Genomic DNA, 16,563 nt, shown 5'->3' on the forward strand with positions numbered 1-16,563 from the left:
TCGTGTCGCGCCGGCAAATGACGCCTCGATGCCAGGCGTGGTCCCAGGGGACTGATGGCGGAAATTGCATGCTAGACTGGCGCTACTTCTCTGCTCTAAGAAGGTCGGCTTGCAAATCTTCCGGATTTTAGCTGCGGCGGTCTTGGCCTGTATGCCGGTCTTTTCAAGCACTCTGTGTTGTGGACAGCGGATTGAGATGACGGTCCCCGCTTCTCAACCCCTTCATGGCCACCTCGTTCTGGTCATGTCAAGGAACGACAAAACTGAGCCTCGGAATCAACTCAGTGAGGATTACCTTTCAGCCCAAGGCTTTGGAGTCGATGTTGACGGTTTAGAGGCGAATAAACCCATAGTTGTCAGTGCCGAGACCTTTGGCTATCCGCGCCGATCGCTCGCTGATATCGATGCGGGCGACTATTACGTGCAAGCCGTATTCAACGTCTACGAGCTCTTCCATCTCGCCTCCGGCAAAAGCATCTGGCTTCCCCCGGACAAGGGCGAAGGGCAGCATTGGAATGCCAAACCGGGCAATCCTTACAGCCGTCCGGTCAAGCTTCACTTCGATCCGAATTCGGGGGCAACGATTCGCTTGACGCTTGATCAGGTCATCCCACCGGTCGAGGGTACTGACCAGGACCCGCTGGTCATCGCAGCCAGAAGTCCAGCCAACAAGTGGCTGAAGTACATGCGCTTCCGCAGTGAGAAGTTAAGCAAATTTTGGGGCCGCGACATGTATCTGGCCGCATGGATTCTTCTGCCGGACGGTTTCGACGAGCATCGAGATGCTAAATTCCCGCTGGTTGTTTATCAGGACCATTACCACGCCGGCTTTGCACCCGTGCCATTCGTCACTTCGCTGCCGGATGCTAGTGGTCCGGAGGCCCGCCGGCAGCAGAACGGCTATCGGTTTTTTCAGGATTGGACTTCCGGGCGGCTTCCACGGGTGATCATGATCTACGTCCAGAATGCAAACCCATATTATGACGACTCCTATTTGGTCGACTCGGCAAATGTTGGCCCTTATGGGGCGGCCATCAACGAAGAACTGATCCCAGCCATTGAGGAAAAGTACCGCGGCATCGGCCAGGGATGGGCGCGGGCCACCTTCGGCGGTTCGACGGGGGGATGGGAGGCGCTCGCGACCCAGATCTTCTATCCCGATATGTATAACGGTGCCTACGCCGCTTGTCCCGACCCGGTCGATTTTCACGCCTTTCAGAATATTGACCTCTATGAAGACAAGAGCGCCTTCGTTCGAAGAGGCGATTTTGCCGAGGTCCCTATCATTGCTGACCGGAAGCCCGACGGGTCGGCTATCGCGACCGCCCAATATGAGTACGCCTATGAATATGTGCTCGGCACTCATGGGCGTTCCACCGAGCAATGGGACATCTGGCAAGCGGTCTTCTCTCCCGCAGGCCCGGACGGCTATCCCGCGCAAATTATCGATCCGCTCACCGGCGAAATCAATGAGAAGGTCCTCGTCTATTGGCATGACCACTACGATTTGACCGCGATCCTCAAGCGAGACTGGCCCGTTCTAGGACCGAAGCTCGAAACAAAGCTTTACCTCGCGGTAGGGGATGGAGACACCTATTTTCTCAACAACGCTGTTCATTTACTGCAGAAGCAGCTGGACGCCACCCGCAGTCCGCACTCCGATGCCACCTTTCAATATGGTCCGGGGATGCCCCATTGCTACACCGGCGGCCCGCCGGAATACACAATGCAACAGAACAACGCCAACTGGGCACAGCGCGTATTGCCGCTCATGTCAGAGCATATGACCGCAAGCGCTCCGGCGGGCGCAGATATTAAGTCGTGGAAATACTGACTCCACGGTGGAGCCTGCGCCGGTTTACTTGCGGAACACCCCTTCCCCCTAGAGCCTAGAATCGCGGCCAAGGTCTTCTTCGCCCTGCTATTCTGAAGCTCCCCATGAAAAAGATCGTTGTACTCGCCGCCCTTATCTTGGCTGTCCTATTGCCTGTATTGCTGCTCCTGGTCTTCTCGTCAACGCCCGTGGTACGCATTTCGCCAGCCATCGTCGCTATCGGGCAGAGCACAGCGCTTCCAGTTCAGGTGAGCGACCCGCATGGCATCCGCAGCATCGCTGCCTTCATCGAACAAAATGGAACTCGTTATAAGGCCGCCGACCTGTCGCAGCCGGCTCGCCATATCTTTTGGAGCCATTCGGTTCCCGCAAAGACCTGGGTTCTTACCGTTGGCACCAAGGCTACGCCTGAATTGAAGGACGGGAAGGCCAAGCTGATCGTTGAGGTCAAGTCCAATGACTTTCGCGCTTCGACGACCCGGGTCGAACGCGATATCGTGATCGCAACCCAGCCACCCTCCCTCAGTGTGGACGCCGATCAGCACTACCTCTATCTCGGCATGGCGGACCTTGTGACCTTCAACGCCACTGGCTATTGGACCGAGGCCGGGGTCCATGTCGGGGATCAAACCTTTCGCGCATGGCCGATGCCCTCCGGCAAGCCCGGTCAGTTTTCCTTATTTGCGTTCGCATGGAACATGCAACCGGGGACGATTCCGCTGGTCTTCGCGACCAACCCGGCCGGGAATATCGTCACCGCACAGATGGTCTTCCAATTTCCGCAGAGAGATCAACCGAAATACAGGGTCCGAGACCTTCCGATCGATGACCGGTTTATGCAAAAAGTCATTCACGAGCTCGATCCGAACGGCTCCGGAGACCCGGTTGCCCGGTTCGTGAAAATCAACAGCGAGATGCGGCGCGCCAATAATCAGACTCTCTTCAATTTGCGCGAGAAAACGGAAGCCAAATTTCTTTGGTCTCAGCCATTCTTGCAACAGCATAACTCGAAGGTGGAAGCCAATTTTGCGGATGTACGCAACTACATTTATCAAGGAAAGAAGATCGATCAGCAGGTCCATCTCGGCTACGACCTTTCCATCACCCAGCATGTGGGAGTGGAGGCATCCAATGATGGCCGGGTCATCTATGCGGCGCCGCTAGGCATCTACGGAAACTGTATCGTTGTCGATCACGGGTACGGTCTGCAAACCATCTATGGCCATCTGAGCGAGATAGCCGTGCATGAGGGAGACACGGTTAAGCGCGGCCAGATCATGGGTAAGAGCGGGGAAACGGGCATGGCCGGCGGTGACCATATTCACTTCAGCATGCAGCTCGACGGCATCCAGATTGATCCCAAAGAATGGTGGGACGCCCATTGGATCAGGGACCACATCGCCAAGAGAATCGATCTGCCGGGCTTTGGATCATGAACTCCCGATGGAAGTCGCCGAGGTTCAGTGACGCTAGCATCACTTCCATCAGGAGCGGCCAGGCAAGACCATCAGATCCGGTCAAAGCGAAGCGCGATAAGGTGCTTTACGAGGCCATTCCCCGAAGTTCCTGCTCAGCGCGGAACCAATCCTGTTCGTGCGAACCGTGATGGCGACCCCGGTCGGTCCAGAACTTGTGAGCCAGCTGCGCGATTTGTTCCCGGTTGGGCGCCGGCGTTGGGCCGGTAATCGCTGTTGGCTTTTCTGATACTGCTTTGGTCTTCGGTGAGGTGCTTCGCGATTTCACCGGGGCTGGCGCTGTTAACTGCTCGGTGAGCTCGGTCTTTTTTGCCGCCGCTGTCCGTGGCTTCGCAGGTGATTTCGCTTTTTTCACTGTCTCTGCCATATTCAATCTCCTTGTGGGGCTCTTCCCGCAATTGCGGTTTCTACTTATCAGCATACGAAATGCTGACCAGTTTTCACAATTCGTAATGACTGAGGAGTATCTCTCTGCTAACCCGAAAACAAAGTCTATTGAATGGGCCCCACATCAAGAGTTCTTGTTCGAGAGAAGAGAGTTGCCGAAACCTTTGGCAAAAACGACCGCTTATGGGGCCGGGACGAGTGTAGCAGGTAGGCAGGACATTCTCGTTTGGCAGCATCGTAGATTGCAGAATGGCCGCCGTCCCGTCGCAACCACGTTCGACTCTTTTGCGGCTTGCTACATCTAAAAGTGAGACTCAGTCTCTGTTGCCCAAGCTGGGTCCGTCGGGCCTGCATCAACGGTTGAACTGAGCGGGTCCAATCCCATCTTTACTCTACTTTCGCGGCCGGGCTCGAAAGTTTTCGCGCTTTGCGCAGGACGCCGGAACTAGAGACAGGGCGCGGCGGCTGAGAAAGCCGTGCGCTGACGGGTGCCTTGGTTGCCCTGCGGAAGTATCCGCGCAGTCTGTGATATCCCAATGGAATCGTCATCGCCCGTAACTTCAACTCATCGCTCAGCGTAATCGCCCCTGCTTTTTGTATCTCGCCTTCCAGGAGTTTTTTTAATCGAACGCACTCTCGGCGATACGTCAGGCTCTCAGTAAACCTACCGAAGAAGTGCATAATGTCCGGCTCGACCAAGCGCGGAACTTTTGCTTCGCCGACCCTCTTGACGAAACTACAGATGCCCTTCGCGACATCGATTTTGATCTTTCCCTGAAGCTCTCCCGGGCTCCACATTCCGCGCCGTCCGAGGTCGGTCACCGATAGACCTTCGATGGCCATGGCTACTCCATAGAGTGCTTCATCTGCTGGGCCGTCACGGCGAAAATCAGAAAATCGCAGATCTCTGGCGTTCTTCAACAGGGATCGGGCGGTTTCGAACAAGCGGACTGCCTCGGGAGATTTGTTAAAGAAGTAGATGCCCCCATTAAATTTAGGAATTCCGCTGAGCGAGAAACGCTGTAAGACAAAATCCACATCAAGAAAGGTATCAACGTCACCGGTGCGCAATGTTTGTACGCCTTGCACGGCGAAATTCAGTCCTCTGAACGCTTCCCAAAATACATCGAGCTTTCCAACTACGAGACAGTCGCTGTCTATGAAAAGAGTCTCGTCAAAAGGACTGTATCGGTCAAGATACATCTTTTGCCTGACATTACTGCCAAATGAGGGCCGGTATTCAATCGTGGCGGTGTAAAGCTTTCTAAGCTCAGGGTCTCGCGAATCCGTTACTACCGCCCGAGGAGTCTCCGGTGCGTGAAGCATCAGCGATCGACCTAACGCTTTCGCCATTTCTATATATTTCGGGGCACCAAAAGCAAGAGTAAGTACGCCACGTAGAGCCATGAATGCTTCTCCATATCCTGATATCCGACATTGATCTGTCTAGGCGGTGCTACCTAATGAACACTGTCTGTTAGTCCCTCTACTCCCATGACCGCGGAGGATCTGCCCTCCCTCTCGAGCAAGAACAAGAGCATTGCCCAACAGATGACGGCGAGTGCGCCATCGGTGGCGAGGCTTGACCAAGCCGCGCCCCGCCATGAGAAACGGGGGATCAGGAAAAGATTCAGGCCGAAATTAAAGAAGGCGACGGAAAACTGGGCCATCAGGCGCATCCGTTGATGGCCGATGCCAGCTAAAGCGTCGCCTGCGCTCAAATGGAGGCAGCGAAAGAGTGGCAGCAGGCAAAGCCAGCGCAATACAGAGACGCTGCCCCTATAATTGGGTCCAACCACATGCGGCAACAGAGGAGCAGCCAGAAACATGCAGACCGTCCCGACGATCGCAATGATATAAGTGCGACGTAATAGTTTCGAGGCGAAACGAAACGCTGGTTCCACCCCTGTGGCTCCTAAGCGAAAAAACCGTGGAAAAGCCGCAGAGTGGATGGAACGAATCGGAACTGTGCATACGTCGACTATCCGATAGGCCATCGCGTAAATTCCGTTGGCCGCCGTCATGCCGTAATGAACCAACATTACTTTATCGATGTCGTTATAGGCACCTACAGCCGTCCCGGACATTGCGAAGGATAGTCCCTCGCCGGCATGTTTGACGGTATGGAGCAAGTCAAACCGTGGAGGCCCAAACCTACGGAAGACGATAACTAATGAGGCCAATGCGCCGATCGAGGACACACCGACCGAAGCATAGGCCCATGTCTGGGCTGAGATTTGGTGACAGAGAACCAGGAGAAGACATGCGAGTGCGAAGCGGCTTAGATTAACCACCAGACCGATCATCGCTGAGATCCGCATCTGCTCATAAGTCTGAAAGATCTGGCTCATGCAACCGGCAATGTTCAGGAAGAAGAAATCACCAACCGCCAGCACGGTCACCAAGCGAACGCTTGCTGATCCCACAAGCCAGGGAGCACAAAAGTGCACCGCAATGGCCAGCATGGAACCCATCGTAAAAGTCGTCAGGAGAATATTTCCGAAGTAAATAGAGTGGCGGGAGGAATCTAATGAGACATGGCGCAAAAAGACCAACCCTGAACCCAAACTACTGTAGCTCGCTATCATCGTCACAAGAGCCGCAGCCCCGGCGTATAAGCCCCATTGCGAGGGGGTTAGCAGCCGCGCAATGACCATAAAGTAGAACGCCTGGATAATAATCGAAGCGCCCTGCCCCGAGAAAACCCATAAGGAGTTCTTCGCCAGCGTACTAGTTTGCAGTCGCGAGAGCATCGGAGCAAGCCTTCCACGATCAAAACGAAAAGACATCGAAACTCCTCACTGTCAAAACGAATATAAGGCCAACCGGTGAGAACGAGAGTGAGTAGACCGTTGGTAAAAGCGACATGGCCCCAGAGTTTTTGTTGAGAGTTTGTGAGAGAAGGACTAGAGAGTTGGGGACATAGGACCCGGTGGAATTCTGCTCAATCCCTCCCCCTCCGGCCGTGGAAGCCAACGTCTTCATCAAGGGTTCTTAGAGCCGGCCAGATGGCAACAGCTAAGAACACCTCATGCGTTTTCCCGCGCCTGAAGGGAGAATCCTCGCTCACGGCTTTATAGAGTTCGTTCTAACTAGGATTAGTCGCCCCCGGGGCGGCCCGCAGTCATGAGGTCAAGAAGAGTGGAAAGTAGCATCGCGTTATTATCTGTTTGAAGCATGGTCTGGTGATCACCGGGTACACGGAACACCTTGCAATCGGAACAAAAATCAGTCCAGCCGAGATCGTCATTTCCCACTGAATCGTAATCTCGAGACCGAAACAAGAATACCGGTGCAGTCAGGAAGCAGTTCGAACGGGTTATAGCGCTCCACCATGGCCGGGCAAGCTGAAGCTCCATTTGCATGGTGATCTTAGGATGGAGATAGCCATCAAATCGAAAAATCAACGGAACACTCCGAAACCTGGAAAGCAGTTGAAGGACAGGGCGAAATGTTACCTTCGTGAGACCCTTAGCGATCACTGATGCCAGCACTTCGCGGACGCGGAAGTCAAGCACGTTGGAAATGAGGCTGTGCAGCTTCTTACCACGAGAGGGACCTGAAGGCTCGCTGATGGCAGGTGCATCTAGTATAGCGACACGCAAATCATCTCTGCCTTCGTGTTGAAACGCGAGGGCGACGGCGTAGGCAACTCGTCCGCCAATGGAGTAACCCGCAATTCGCAATGGGCCCACGGGCACTTCTCTTTCGATCTGCCTTTTGACAAAAGCGACCACCTCAGCGAAGTGTGACCCCGGAACCACCAGATCGGTCCAATCCAAGTAATTCACTCGATGAACCGGAAGACTATCCTCAAGAGGAAGCCACACGCGGTCAAACTCGGGATCATTGTCCTTTAGTCCTGGCAGAAGAAACAGCGGGGACAGATTGCGGGAAGCTGCCGCCGCCTCAAAGGTGCAGCGGTACTCTTCAACGGATACCATGCAGTCAGTTTCCATCGTCTATGTCCAACTCCCGAGAATCATTCCTGGGTCCCAAGGCTGACCTTGAATGCCGGCTCTACTCTGACCTGGAGCGAAGGTTACTAAGACAACAAACCTAAGAGCAAACTAGACTATGCTCTCGCCGCCGCGACCGCGAGATGTCAGAGCTAATATAGCGAAGTTCCGGCTAAAGTGAAATAGGACACCTTCTCTTTCGTAGCTAAAGCTTCCTCACGAAGATTCGTTCACACAGCTTAGTCGACCATGAATCGCACACAGTAATAACTTGGATAGATCGGATGCTGCGAGCTTGGACATACTTTCGGCCCTATGATGCTGCTCAGCGTTCCACTAAGCTATCTAGCAAGGCTCTTCCGTCAAAGTACTCGCAAAGCAAAAACTGACCAGCCATCACAAATGTCGTCCCTAACGTCAATTAAAAGAAGCCCTGTGTTGCACATTCCCGGAGAATGTTAGAGCCCCCTATGAACAATAGACTCGATGAAACTGCGTCCGGCGGCGGAATAAAGCCCTCAGCCCGATTAAGCAAAAAAGACCGCAAACGTATCTTGATCATCGGTATTGGAGCTCCATTCGGAGGAGTCGAAAGTTACATTCTCGGCCTGGTCGATCTTTTCGGAGAGAAGGCACAACTGTTTGCCTTATGCGGCCTTCCAGAACTAGCTGCCCGTTTACGTCGAGCCAATGTGAAGGTCTTCCGCATACCTGTTGTTAGAAGTCCTGGCGGGAGCCTCATACTCTTCCAACTGAGCAATCTCGTTCGTTTAATCGTGGCGTTCGCCATTCTTCCAGTACTAGTCCTCCGGTACAGAATTGACATAGTTCAGGTGAACGGCTACTACGAATCGCTGTTGGTGCTACCCGCCAGACTTCTAGGATGCGCCATTGTCAGGACGTCGCATAGCTCTTCAGAAATTGATCGCTACCGTTGGTACCGCGAACCTACCAAGTATTTCCCTCGTCTGGCCGCTATGCACCTATTGAAGCTGGCTACCAAGGTGATTTGCGTTTCCGAAGCCGTTGGTAAAGACGTCTTGCAAAATGTTCCTGCGGATAAGGTCGTAGTCATTCCAAACTGGGTTCCAGAAGTGCCCGTTGCCAAGACCGAACCTGAGTCATTATCGCCACCGATAAAGTTACTGTATGTCGGACGACTGGAACAGTACAAAGGGCTTCATCTCCTGCTTGAAGCAATCCGCGGCATGAAGGGTCTACACCTCACAGTCGTCGGCGTCGGAAGCTATCGCGAGGAGCTGGAAAGACTCGCCCAAGGTCTTGACGTCGAGTTCAAAGGCTTCTGTGCAAATACCGCCCCGTTTTATGAAGAAGCAGACATATTCATTAATCCCTCACTAGGGCCGGAGGGGTTACCAATTGTGTCGCTCGAGTCAATGGCCCACGGTTTGCCGTGCATCTTCAGTGCGCTGCCGGTGCATAGGGAAATATCCGACAATGGAGTCGCCTCGTTGCTTTTTCAGGTTGGCGACGCCAACGACCTACGCGCGAAGTTGCTCCGGCTGGTAGAGGATCAGAGTATGCGTAGATCGCTATCGCAGCGAGCGCGCAATATCATCCATGAGCGTTACAGCCCCGATGCGGCTCGTAGGGCCTACACACGTGCATTCGAGCTTAGGGAAGAATACTCGACATAAGAACCGAGTGGACGGGCCGAAGAACGCCCCGGACAGCAGGTAGATCCTCCGGCTGCTGATATCTATTATCTAGGAGACCGATGCCACGCACAGCTACCTCAAAGGCGCAGCCAAGTGTTCTACTCGTCGGGAACTATCTCCCCGATGGCCAGCAGAGCATGCAGCGCTATGCTGAATTGTTGTACGGCGAGCTCTTATCCCAAGGAGTCTCCGTCCAATTGGTGCGGCCGGAGGCTGTCTTCGGTCGGTGGGCTACGAAGTACAGGCAGGCATCCAAGCTTTTGGCCAACATCGACAAATATGTTGTATTCCCTCTGCGCCTACGGGTGCTCAGTAGGAGATACGATGTAGTCCATATTTGTGACCACTCGAACGCGTTCTATCTGCACCAGGTGTCTCGAGCGTCCTGCCTCATCACCTGTCACGATCTATTCTCTATCAAAGGCGAGTTAGGTCATTACCCGCAGATGCAGGGAGCCTCCAGCTTACAGTATCGCCGGCGCATTGCTTGGACCCTTTCGTCGATTCGGGCCAGCCGCAATGTAGTCTGCGTGTCGGACAAGACGAGAGATGATCTCGAGGCTCTTCTTCAAGGGGGGCCTACGCGTCTTGTGACGATACCGCATCCTTTGAATCGTGACTTCGCGGATATGTCAGAGGAGCAGATCCGGACTACGCTAGCGAGAGTGAACCCGGCTATCAGTACAAAGTATTTTGTTCACGTGGGCGGCAATCAGTGGTACAAGAATCGGGCAGGTGTGATCCGTATCTTCCGGGGACTTCAGAAGCTGCCTCAATTCAGAGACGCTCAGTTGGTAATGGCTGGGAAGCCGTGGACCACAGAAATGCGGTCTCTTTGTTCAGACACCACAACTCAGGACGTACTTGAAGTAATAAATCCAAGTAATGAAGAGGTGCAAGCTCTGTACTCCGGCGCCATGGCACTTCTGTTTCCGTCCCTCTACGAGGGGTTCGGATGGCCTATCTTGGAGGCACAAGCTTGTAAGTGTCCGGTTGTCACCTCGGATCGCGCACCGATGACGGAGATCGCGGGAGCCTCTGCGATCTTCATCGACCCTGAGAACCCCGAGGCTGCAGCAAGTAAGGTAGGCTTGGAGTTGGGCCGGCGTAGTAGCTTGATACGTGCTGGTCTGGAGAATCTAGAAAGGTTTGGCAAAGAGAGTATTATCGCCAGATATTGTGATCTCTATCAGGAAATTGCTTCAGGAGTGTAGTCTTAGCGGGCGCCAGGACTACACTCCTTGAGGAGTGTGTTGAATTCTGAGATTCACCGGGTTCTGATTCACCATACCAGACCGGTTGAAGGTGAATGGCGAGGGATTTGGCGGGTTGCGATGGAGGAGCCGTCGGATGTTAATCCCCTGATGCACCCGGAGCGCTCGAGTGATACAGGAGGGCGGTCCGCCGTTCCGACGAGATAAAGGCGCGCATCTTCGGGTAGACCAGCCCGTAGAGTACAAGGAGCCAAAGAACCTTTGGGGTAACCCGACCATATCTCCGGCAATCTTTTAGAAGAGTGCAGAATACACCCCATTGGATACCGTGCTTTCCCGCGTGGTTCATGCACATCACCGCGAGGAAGGACGAGAGAGCGCGGGGAGTGAACAAGTTCCTGTTCCCCATCGCCCATTGATATGAATCTCTCCAATCAAGCGCTTGAGTGATTCGTACGCGCTTTTTCTCGTTGTAGAAGATGCTCAGTGGTTCATCTACTAGGGCCATGCTGACGTCCGGCAGACGGAGAGCGCGTAGGAGCCAATCTGTGTCTTGATTGCGCTTAAGCCCCTTGGCAAATGGTACCTCTAGCAGAAACTCTCGAGAGACAAGCCACGTGGATGTTTGCGGAAATCCCTCGATTGTGCCGAGGAGAGAGACCTCTGAGTACAAGAAGTCACTAATCGCTTGGTTGGGCTTAGGAAAGCGACGCGGGCGCAGCAGATTCGAAGATCCCTGGAAGTCGAAATATTGACAGGTCACAACCGTCCGTCCCTTGGGCATGCCCTCGGCAACTGCTAGCTGCTTTTCAACTTTGGTCGGATACCATTCGTCATCATCGTCCAACAACGCAATCCATTCACTGTGAGCTTGTCGCACTGCAATGTTGCGTGCTTCGGAGCCACCTTCATTGCACTCGAGCGCGATCACACGAAGTCTCTCGTCGTGGAACTCCTTGAGGGCCGCAACCGTCTCCGGATCCGGCCCGTCTACGACGACAATCACTTCCAGGTTAGCCATAGTCTGTGCAAGAGCGCTGCGTACAGCACGGCAAACCAAGTGGGGACGAAACCGCGTTGGAATCACCGCACTGACCAGGGGTGCTTGGGTCATTTTGTCTCTCCTCAGAAGTGGTAGATCGCCGCACCAGATGTGGACGCCATGACCCCAGAAGCACCGCTGGTCAAAAAATTGCGCAAGTAACTGAAGGGAACGAAGAGAACGTCATTAGCCTGCATGGCAACATCAGCTGCCTTCCCCTTCTGCATATCACCGAGAGGTACTGGAGTTTGTTCATAACTACCATCAGGCTTCTTCCTAAGAAGGCGTGTGTGTGATGGAACCGCACTATTCAAAGTGCCCCCCGCAACGGCAACCATCTGAAGAACGGTTAGCTTAGCATCGTTATTGCTATCTAAAACATACCCTCCCGGCCGGCTCACGTCGCCAAGAACGTAGACGAGCCCCGCCTTCGGCACAATGATCGTATCCCCGGGGTTAACCATCACGGAAGTGTCCAGAGCGCGATCCGCATGGTTTGAGAGGAAGTAAGGTATCTTCTCCTTCGTTCCGCGTCGCTCAATGGTGATATTACGGTCGGCATCATCTGAGAGCCCGCCTGCGAGAGTCAAAACATCAACTACCGAGCGGGGTGTTGAGATAGGGTAGGCGCCAGGGGTATGAACCTGCCCGGTCACCGTGACGGCTTGTGTGGCATACGTTTCAACATTGAGGATGACTTGAGGCTGCCTCATTATCTTGTGCGCCGCGAATGCCGCTTCAATGGCGCGAGCCGCTTGCGTGGCGCTCAACCCAGCCACATGAATCTGACCGAGAAAGAGCAGGCTGATGTCGCCAGCGTCAGAGACCCGAGGATGTTGCTCCATATCGGGAGTATCGTAGAACTGGACGTGCAAAACGTCTCCAGGTCCAATCAACAGGCTTTCGTTTTGTGCATAGCACATGGTCGATGCAATGAACAGCACCAGTAGACAAAGTTTAAGCGTTCGCATGTTCCCCTCCCTTTCGCTGAGTAACTAGGTCCGAACCGGAATATCCATAGCAGCTATATCGCTTTTCTGCCTCCCTCTCGATCCCGTTTAGGACGATGCCCGTCGGTGATCCGCCGTGCATCTGCAGGAGACGGTAGCTTCGGGCAAGCAACTGGCGATCCGTGTATTTATAGCGCCCAAGCAACAGGGTCGTATCGACGAGGCCGCTTAGAATGACCGAGTCAGTCGCAGATAAAACGGGTGCGGCGTCGATGATTACAAACGAGTATTCCCGCCTCCAAGCCGCGAGGGCTTCTAACATCCGAGTTGAACTTAGCAGGTCGGTCGGTTCGGTAGGAGGGGCGCCTGCGACCAGTAACTTAAGGTTTGGCAGGGAGGTAACCGGAGCAGAGTACTGCGATGAGTCCTTTTCGCTTGAGCTTCCTGAAAGGATAGAACTGAGTCCGCCCTCCATCGCGACATCAAATGTTGTGTGTAGTTTCGGGCGCCTCAGATCACCATCCACCAGTAGGACCTTTTTGCCTTGCCTCGCCAGCAGGACAGCGAAGTTCGCTGCAAGCGTGCTCTTTCCTTCGCCTTCAATCGAGCTGGTGATTAGCACGACTTGTGGTGGAGAGCCGCCTTTGGATAGGTATAGAGAAGTTCGAATCGCCCTGAGCGCCTCCACATAGCCGCTATTAGGCTGTTGAAGTGCGATGACATTCCTAGTAACTGGATCAACCGCATCAATTCGGTCGAGACCAGATGAGGAGGTCAACCGAAGAAAGGTTGCCGGCCGGTCGAAAGCCGGGAGGATGCCTATAGGAACCCCGCCTAACATCAACTCAAGTTCATCTAGGTCCTGAATCTTGGTGTCCGTAGTGTCGAAGAGCAAGGCTGCGCAGAAACCAAGGAATAAGCCGGATGCCAGTCCTCCGCCGAGGAAGAGTGGGATGTTGGGCTTGGTGGGCTTGGCAGGCGATCGGCCCGGATCGACGACACTTACATTAGTGGAGCGCAGTCCCTCAAGTAAACCTGCCTCCTTCAACCTGCCCAACAGGCTAACGTAGAGGGTTCGGCTGTCCGTAGCTTCCTGTCGAGTCAGTTCGTATTCGATGGTTTTATCGTTGAGCGCGTCTGCTCGCTTTTTTAGCGCTTTGTAGGACATCTGGCTCTGGGCCTCGGCCGTTTTGGCTACTTTAAAATCGTTCTCAGCGCGCGCTCCCATCCGCGCCACCTCCGAGGCGATCGCCGCTTGTATCACTTGCAGGTTACTTTTCATGTCGACTAGTTTTGGGTAGTCAGGGCTGAACTTAGAGGAATACTCAGCCATCTGACCCTGTAGCACTGCCTCCTGTGATCGTAGCCCCTGAATCAAGCTCAGGGAACTTGCCACTCCGGAAGAGGCGGCACCGAGCATAGGACTACCGGCAAGACCCGAGATTAGCTCCGGATCGCCCGTCTTCACGATCTGCTCAACCGCGCCAGTTAGGATGCGGTTTGACTCTGCCCCGCTCAGAGCAGTAGTAGCTAGCTCCAACCTGTTGATGTCGCTGCTGTATGCCTGCGTCTTACCGTCTGGCCCGCCGTCACCCACGGTGTAGACGCCCGCTTCCTTCTGCAGGTCGGCAACCTTCGCCTGTAGTGCTTCGCTTTGCTTCCTTAAATCTGCCATCTGGCTTGTCAGCCACTGCGACGTCTGGGCCGTTGCCTTATAGCGTGTCTCAAAGGAGAAGTTGGTCAGATCTTGCGCAAGAGCGTTAACAACCGATTCGGCGAGCTTTCGATCTGAACTAACGTAGCTTATCTGGATAAGACGGGTACCCACTACAGGTGTAACCGTTAAATTCTTGCTGAAGACTTTCAGCGCATGAGACATTCGACCAGGGGATTGCTGCAAGGATGCACCGGGAGGGTCGGACGCACCACCGGGTGAAAAGATGCCCAAAACCATGTCGATAGGGTTGAACTTGGATTCGAAGTCCGGCGTCTTATCCAGGTGTAGGTCTTCGATGACGCGCAAGGCCAGACTGTCCGACTGAAGGATATTTGTCTGAGTCTGAAGCGTAATGTTCTCATCAAGCGCATCTTCGTCGGCTGCGCCGCCTTGCATCATGCTTTCGAGGCGTAGGGCATCTGATGAATCCTTCTGGATCTGGATCGTACCTGTTGCCATGTATCGCCGGGTACTCAGCAGGCAGTAGAGACTGGCTATGGCCAAAAACGCGAAGGTTACACCGGCGATGATCGCACGACGGCGCACGACTAAGGCTCCCATGTCACTGATGGTAAGGGGAGTCTCGGGTATAGGAGTGTAAATACTTTGCGGACTTGGAAGAGTCTTCACTTAGCACCTCAATATGAGTGGGTCAGTCGTGTATCTGAACGGTATTATTACGACGCTACTAAGTCAACGGGGTATAAAGTACCACGGAGCAGAGTAACGTTAGTCCCATGTGGTTAGACCGGCTGGCCTACTAAACCAGGATTAGACAACATGTGCCCGGGACGTTCTTCAACAGTAGGTGCTGCTGAGGAACTCGCACCCGCGGCGTGCTCCCCGAATGTGTGACCTCTAATAGTTAAGTAGAACAATAGCTCGATTCGACTAGATACCCCCAACTTCTCGAACGCCCGGAATAGGTAATTCTTAACGGTGTGTTCGCTTAGGCTTAGTTCTTGGGCAATAGTACGATTGGTCTTACCTTGCGCGGCCTTCTGAACAACCTGCAACTCCCGCATCGTGAGAGTGTGTACACTGCCCGCCGCAGAGAGAACGGGGGCCGGAATATTACGAAAGGCTTCAAGCAAAATGCTTGATTCAGACTTTCCTGCCCAAATAACTCCCTTTCTTACACAATCAATGCACTCAAGAAACTCGGTCATAGGCTGCTGGCGAGAGAAGACCCCGCGTGCTCCAGCTCGAAAGGCGCTAATTACGGATGTGCGGGATACCTGATCCAGCAGGATTACGATGCTAGTGTGCGGGTAGGTACGAGATACGAGATCTGCAAGAGAGAGACCGCTGGTGGTGCCTGACTTTAATTCCGCACCAATGACTATAAGGCCAATTTCGCGGACTGCCATTCGCTTGAGTAGTTCGGAGGAAAGTATTGGGCTCGCTTCGAACTTGCGGTTTCGGACGAGAGCGTCGGCAAGTAACTGGCTGCTCATCGAATCACGATCTACTATTAAGGCTCGTCGACTGGCATGAATTTCTGAAGGGCTTTGGAAAGTGACCTCAGATCGGACGGGTCTGCTAGGCATTGGGTACGCTCCGCAACCCCGGGGAATGGGGTAGTTTGAATGTCAAGTGGAATTGCTCGTGCCGGATTCGGGTTAGCGTAGGTCTTGAGCGCCTACGTTGGCTTACGTGGGCTTCATTATGTGTCGACTTGTGGCGGTTTGCAAGCATTTTAGCGGCGCCACATACTTTATTCTCTACACCTTACCGGTCTAGCGCCTCATCTCAAGATGCCGCTTCGTCTCCGTTTTGATGGTCTTTGTGGACGCATCGGCAGGTGTCTAAACCGTCCTTGTCTCACAACCTCTTCACACTTTCAGCGGCTTGTAAGCGCCACGGCGGTGCCGTAAGTTGTCGACAACGTCGAATGTAGCTTCGCGCTATAGATGAATAGATCAGTAGGTGCATGGCCCTGCTGTATACGAATCAGCCGCTGGGGAGCAGTTAACTCGGATCAGGGCAAGCTATTGCGAGTTGATGACGGACGGGCTTTAAGGATGGACTGCGAATAGAAGGAGGGTTTTAGTCGATGAATCATTCATTGGGAAGCTCACATGCCCGCTGGCTCTGTGTATCTAGGCGGGTCGTCGAATTAATGGCCGTGCTATTGCTGGCGTTCGTTGGCACTCTGATCAACCTCGCCTTCGGATGGATCGCGCCTTTAGTACGAACAATACCGGTTAAGAGTGTCCGAGACGCAAAGGGAATGCCAGTTCCAGTGACCGCCAAGGCATCGAAGCAATTCTAACGAAACACTGAATTAAGAGGACCCCCAAGAG

The 16,563-nt window shown here is 53.8% G+C and carries 12 protein-coding genes; 4 read left to right on the forward strand and 8 right to left on the reverse strand.

Going from position 1 to position 16,563, the window contains the following annotated elements:
* Window positions 1-109 precede the first annotated feature (109 nt).
* Both ACPOL_RS19940 and ACPOL_RS19945 read left to right on the forward strand, forming a co-directional pair.
* Window positions 110-1,834, forward strand: coding sequence for an alpha/beta hydrolase-fold protein (locus tag ACPOL_RS19940; protein ID WP_236656909.1), 1,725 nt, complete (start codon window positions 110-112; stop codon window positions 1,832-1,834).
* Between the two features lie 104 nt (window positions 1,835-1,938).
* Complete coding sequence (locus ACPOL_RS19945) at window positions 1,939-3,270, forward strand: M23 family metallopeptidase (protein ID WP_114208606.1); 1,332 nt, start codon at window positions 1,939-1,941, stop codon at window positions 3,268-3,270.
* A gap of 106 nt (window positions 3,271-3,376) precedes the next feature.
* Here ACPOL_RS19945 and ACPOL_RS19950 read toward each other — a convergent pair whose 3' ends face one another.
* The 4 genes from ACPOL_RS19950 to ACPOL_RS19970 all read right to left on the reverse strand — a co-directional run bounded on the left by ACPOL_RS19950 (window position 3,377) and on the right by ACPOL_RS19970 (window position 7,640).
* Entirely contained in the window at window positions 3,377-3,676 is a 300-nt protein-coding gene (locus ACPOL_RS19950; RefSeq protein WP_114208607.1) for a DUF2934 domain-containing protein, read from the reverse strand.
* Between the two features lie 407 nt (window positions 3,677-4,083).
* Window positions 4,084-5,103 (reverse strand): hypothetical protein, encoded by a 1,020-nt coding sequence (locus ACPOL_RS19960; protein WP_114208609.1) that lies wholly within the window; start codon window positions 5,101-5,103, stop codon window positions 4,084-4,086.
* 53 nt (window positions 5,104-5,156) lie between these two features.
* Window positions 5,157-6,485 carry a flippase gene (locus ACPOL_RS19965; protein ID WP_114208610.1) on the reverse strand — a complete coding sequence of 443 codons (1,329 nt, stop codon included), beginning with the start codon at window positions 6,483-6,485 and terminating at the stop codon, window positions 5,157-5,159.
* 309 nt (window positions 6,486-6,794) lie between these two features.
* The gene (locus ACPOL_RS19970) at window positions 6,795-7,640 is read right to left on the reverse strand and encodes a thioesterase domain-containing protein (RefSeq protein ID WP_161557457.1); all 846 of its coding nucleotides are present in this window, start codon (window positions 7,638-7,640) and stop codon (window positions 6,795-6,797) included.
* A gap of 485 nt (window positions 7,641-8,125) precedes the next feature.
* Here ACPOL_RS19970 and ACPOL_RS19975 point away from each other — a divergent pair, with 485 nt between their 5' ends.
* The gene (locus ACPOL_RS19975) at window positions 8,126-9,313 is read left to right on the forward strand and encodes a glycosyltransferase family 4 protein (RefSeq protein ID WP_161557458.1); all 1,188 of its coding nucleotides are present in this window, start codon (window positions 8,126-8,128) and stop codon (window positions 9,311-9,313) included.
* An 80-nt stretch (window positions 9,314-9,393) separates the two neighbouring features.
* Entirely contained in the window at window positions 9,394-10,548 is a 1,155-nt protein-coding gene (locus ACPOL_RS19980) for a glycosyltransferase family 4 protein (protein WP_114208613.1), read from the forward strand.
* A 139-nt stretch (window positions 10,549-10,687) separates the two neighbouring features.
* Here ACPOL_RS19980 and ACPOL_RS19985 read toward each other — a convergent pair whose 3' ends face one another.
* From ACPOL_RS19985 to ACPOL_RS36415, 4 genes are all read right to left on the reverse strand, one after another.
* Window positions 10,688-11,662 carry a glycosyltransferase family 2 protein gene (locus ACPOL_RS19985; RefSeq protein ID WP_114208614.1) on the reverse strand — a complete coding sequence of 325 codons (975 nt, stop codon included), beginning with the start codon at window positions 11,660-11,662 and terminating at the stop codon, window positions 10,688-10,690.
* Between the two features lie 11 nt (window positions 11,663-11,673).
* Window positions 11,674-12,561, reverse strand: coding sequence for a polysaccharide biosynthesis/export family protein (locus tag ACPOL_RS19990; RefSeq protein ID WP_114208615.1), 888 nt, complete (start codon window positions 12,559-12,561; stop codon window positions 11,674-11,676).
* Entirely contained in the window at window positions 12,548-14,887 is a 2,340-nt protein-coding gene (locus tag ACPOL_RS19995) for a GumC family protein (protein ID WP_150133070.1), read from the reverse strand. The genes ACPOL_RS19990 and ACPOL_RS19995 overlap by 14 nt, the downstream gene beginning before the upstream one ends.
* A 113-nt stretch (window positions 14,888-15,000) precedes the next feature.
* A complete protein-coding gene (locus tag ACPOL_RS36415) occupies window positions 15,001-15,807 on the reverse strand; it encodes a LuxR C-terminal-related transcriptional regulator (protein WP_114208617.1) in 807 nt (268 codons plus the stop codon).
* Window positions 15,808-16,563: the final 756 nt, after the last annotated feature.

Source organism: Acidisarcina polymorpha, from assembly GCF_003330725.1.
Taxonomy (GTDB): Bacteria; Acidobacteriota; Terriglobia; order Terriglobales; family Acidobacteriaceae; genus Acidisarcina; species Acidisarcina polymorpha.